The organism is Ideonella azotifigens, from assembly GCF_006519715.1.
Lineage (GTDB): Bacteria > Pseudomonadota > Gammaproteobacteria > Burkholderiales > Burkholderiaceae_C > Ideonella > Ideonella azotifigens.
In genome coordinates, this window is record NZ_VIDT01000493.1 from 1 (window position 1) to 4280 (window position 4280).

Sequence of the window (4280 nt, forward strand, 5' to 3'; positions counted from 1 at the left end):
CTCACTTCAGGATGTCGCCCAGGCACAGGTACTTGGTCTCGACATAGTCCTCGATGCCCTGGCGGCCACCTTCGCGGCCCAGGCCCGATTGCTTGACGCCGCCAAACGGCACTTCGGCGGTCGAGATCAGCCCGGTGTTGATGCCCACCATGCCGTACTCCAGCGCCTCGCCCACGCGGAAGATGCGGCCCACGTCGCGGCTGTAGAAGTAGCTGGCCAGGCCGAACTCGGTCGCGTTCGCCAGCTCGATGGCTTCGGCCTCGGTCTGGAAGCGGAACACCGGCGCCACCGGACCGAAGGTCTCCTCGCGCGAGCAGCGCATCTCGGCGGTGGCGTCTGCCAGGACCGTGGGCTGGTAGAAGCGGCCTTCGATCAGCTCGCCGCCGGTCACCAGGCGCGCGCCCTTGGCGACGGCATCCGCCACGTGTTCCTGTACCTTGGCAATCGCCGCGTCGTCGATCAGCGGGCCCAAAACCACGCCTGCCTCGAAGCCGTTGCCCACCTTCATTGCCGCGGCCTTCTCGGCCAGCTTTTCGACGAAGCGGTCGTAGATGCCGTCCTGCGCGTAGAAGCGGTTCGCGCAGACGCAGGTCTGGCCGGCGTTGCGGTACTTGCTGGCCATCGCGCCTTCGACCGCGCTGTCCAGGTCCGCGTCGTCGAAGACGATGAACGGTGCGTTGCCGCCGAGTTCCAGCGACAGCGCCTTGACCGTCGGCGCGCACTGCGCGGCCAGGATGCGGCCGACCTCGGTCGAGCCGGTGAAGGACAGATGGCGCACCACGTCGCTGCTGCACAGCACCTTGCCCACTTCGATGGACTGCTCTGCATCCGCCGTCAGCACGTTCAGCACGCCCGCCGGCATGCCGGCACGCTGCGCCAGCTCGGCCACTGCCAGGGCCGACAGCGGCGTGGCCTCGGCCGGCTTGATGACCACGGTGCAGCCGGCAGCCAGCGCCGGCGCGACCTTGCGGGTGATCATCGCGATCGGGAAGTTCCACGGCGTGATGGCCGCGCACACGCCCACCGGCTGCTTGATGACCAGGTAGCGCTTGTTGCCGTCGGTGGTCTGCACGGTTTCGCCGTAGACCCGCTTGGACTCCTCGGCAAACCACTCGATGAAGCTGGCGCCGTAGGTGACCTCGCCCTTGGCTTCGGCCAGCGGCTTGCCTTGCTCGGCGGTCATGATGCGGGCCAGGTCGTCTGCATTCGCGTGCAGCAGCTGGAACCACTTCATCATGATGGCCGCACGTTCCTTGGCCGTCTTGCCCTTCCAGGCCGGCCATGCGCGGTTGGCCGCGACGATGGCGTGGTGCGCCGATTCGGCGCCATGGTTGGCCACCTCGGCGAGCAAGGCGCCGGTGGCCGGATCGTTGACCGCAAAACGGCCAGGCGCGGGCGCCCATTCGCCATTGATCAGCGCGTCGCTCTTCAGCAGGCTGGGGTCGCGCAAGGTGTTCAGCGGGGAATTGCTCGTGGGGCTCATGTCCATGGAAATCTCCGGAATCGGCCGGCGCGCTGCCGGCAGGGTAGGACGCGGACTCTACAGCGCGCGTGCCAGTGCTTTCGTGTCTGCGTGTTGCTTGAGGCTGGCGGCGCGGCTCACCGCCGTGGCACGCCCGGCAGCACGCACAGCATCTCGTAGAGCAGGTTGGCACCCAGCAGCGAGGTGTTGCCGCTGGTGTCATAAGGCGGTGAAACCTCCACCAGGTCGCAGCCCACCAGGTTCAGGCCGAAGCAGCCGCGGATGATCTCCAGTGCCTGCGGCACGTTGAGCCCGCCGATCTCCGGCGTGCCGGTGCCGCCGGCGTAGGCCGGGTCGATGCCGTCGATGTCGAAGCTGAGGTAGCAGGGCGCGTCGCCAATCGCTTCGCCAATGCGCGCCATCAGCGGCGTGAGCGACTGCCACCATACCTCGTGCGCCGGCACGATGGTGAAGCCTTGCCGGCGTGGCCAGTCGAAGTCGTCTGCCGCGTAGCCCGAGCCGCGCAGGCCGATCTGCCAGACCTTGTGGTTCTGCAGCAGACCTTCGTCGACCGCGCGGCGGAAGGGTGTGCCGTGCGCAATGCGCTCGCCGAACATGTCGTCGTTGACGTCGGCGTGCGCGTCCACTTGGATCAGCGCCACCGGGCCGTGTTTCTCCGCCACGGCGCGCAGGATGGGCAGCGCAATCGTGTGGTCGCCGCCCAGGGTCAGCGGTATGCAGCCGGCCGCCAGCACCGGCCGGTAGAACTCGGTGATGATCGGGACAGACTTTTCCAGCGAGTAGGTGTTGATCGGCACGTCGCCCAGATCCGCCACCTGCAGCGCATCGAACGGAGCGGCGCCGGTGGCCATGTTGTAGGGCCGGATCAGCGACGACTCGGCGCGGATCTGCCGCGGGCCGAAGCGCGCACCGGCACGGTTGGAGGTGCCGATGTCCAGCGGCACGCCAATGAAGGCGGCGTCCAGCCCGACGGGCGAACTGGCGACCGGCAGCCGCATCATGCTGGCCGGCCCGCCGAAGCGCGGCATCTCGTTGCCGCCCAGCGGCATGTTCAGTTCACGGCTCATGGTCTTGCTTTCAGGCTCGACGGCCACGCATCCACTCCAAGGCGCCCATCAGCGCGGTGGTGAACAGGATCAGCAGCGTGGCCACGGCGGCAATCGTCGGGTTGATGTTCTCGCGGATGCCGGTGAACATCTGCCGCGGCAGCGTCACCTGGTCAGGCCCGGCGATGAACAGCGTGACGACGACCTCGTCAAACGAGGTGGCAAACGCGAACAGCGCGCCCGAGATCACGCCCGGTGCGATGACCGGCAGCGTCACGCGGAAGAAGGTTTGCAGCGGCCCGGCGCCCAGGCTCAGCGAGGCGCGCACCAGGTTGTGGTTGAAGTTCTGCAGCGTGGCCAGCACGGTGGTGACGACAAACGGCGCGCCGAGTGCCGCGTGCACGATGATCAGCCCGGCGTAGGTGTCCGACAGGCCGATGCGCGCGAAGAACAAGTAGCAGGCCACGCCAACGACGACGATGGGCACGACCATCGGCGCGATCAGCACGCTCATCAGCAGGCCCTTGCCGGGGAAGTTCGCGCGCGCCAGGCCCACGGCGGTGAGCGTGCCCAGCGTGGTGGCGATGACGGTGGCGGCCGGCGCGACGATGAAGGAATTTTTCGCCGCCCGCGCCCATTCATCGGACGTGAAGAGGTTGTGATACCACTGCAGCGACCAGCCCGGCATCGGGTAGGCCAGGAACGAAGACGCCGAGAACGACAGCGGCATGATCGCCAGTATCGGCAGCAACAGGTACAGCAGCACGCCCAGGCTGAACAGCCGCAGCGCCCACCAGCCGGCCTTGTCCAGCAGCGTGAAGTAGGCCGGGAATTGCGGTCGAAGAAATGAGAAAAAACTCATGCCGTTACCCCAGGCTCAGTTCAGACTTGACCACGCGGCGGTACAGCGCATAGAGCACCAGCGTGGCCGTCAGCAGGATGGCGCCCAGCGCGCAGGCCATGCCCCAGTTGATGTCGACGTTGGTGTACTGGGCGATGTAGTAGCTCAGCATCTGGTCGTCTGCGCCGCCCAGCAGCGCGGGCGTCACGTAGTAGCCAATGGCCAGGATGAAGACCAGCAGCCCACCCGCGCCCACGCCTGGCAGCGTCTGCGGCACGTACACACGGAAGAAGGCGGCCAGCGGCGGGCTGCCCAGGGAGACTGCCGCGCGCAGGTAGGTCGGCGAAACCGACTTCATCACGCTGTACAGCGGCAGGATCATGAAGGGCAGCAGGATGTGCGTCATCGAGATGATCACGCCGGTGCGGTTGAACAACAGCGCCAGAGGTTCCTGAATCACGCCAACACCCATCAGCGCACTGTTGACCAGGCCCTCGCGCTGCAGCAGCACGATCCATGCGGCCACGCGCACCAGGATGCTGGTCCAGAACGGCACCAGCACCAGGATCATCAGCACATTGGCCTGGCGCGCATTCAGCGTGGAGAGCCAGTAGGCCAGCGGGTAGCCCAGCAGCAGGCAGCACAGCATCACCACCGCGCTGATCTGGAAGGTGCGCAGCAGGATGGACGAGAACACGCGCTGGTCCGGCGCCACGCGCTCCAGCCCGCCCTCGGCCTTGCGCTTCAGGTCCACCGAGGTCAGCAGGTAGTCGGGTGTCCAGCGGCTGGCGTTCTTGGCAATCGCCTGCCAGTACGGCAGCTCGCCCCAGCGCGGGTCCAGCGCCAGCATCTGCTCGCGCAGCGCGTCGGGTGTGGGCGTGGTGCCTGCGGGTTGCAGCTGCGGCAGCGC

The 4280-nt window shown here is 67.3% G+C and carries 4 protein-coding genes; all 4 read right to left on the minus strand.

The features are described 5' to 3' along the window. Position 1: 1 nt before the first annotated feature. On the minus strand, positions 2-1489 hold the full coding sequence (locus FKP22_RS22620; RefSeq protein ID WP_141289937.1) for an NAD-dependent succinate-semialdehyde dehydrogenase: 1488 nt from the start codon (positions 1487-1489) through the stop codon (positions 2-4). A 110-nt stretch (positions 1490-1599) separates the two neighbouring features. Continuing rightward, on the minus strand, positions 1600-2550 hold the full coding sequence (gene speB / locus FKP22_RS22625; protein WP_141289938.1) for an agmatinase: 951 nt from the start codon (positions 2548-2550) through the stop codon (positions 1600-1602). A 10-nt stretch (positions 2551-2560) separates the two neighbouring features. Continuing rightward, on the minus strand, positions 2561-3391 hold the full coding sequence (locus tag FKP22_RS22630) for an ABC transporter permease (protein WP_141289939.1): 831 nt from the start codon (positions 3389-3391) through the stop codon (positions 2561-2563). Positions 3392-3395: 4 nt separating this feature from the next. After that, the coding region (locus FKP22_RS22635) for an ABC transporter permease (RefSeq protein ID WP_141289940.1) at positions 3396-4280 on the minus strand (885 nt) is incomplete at its 5' end.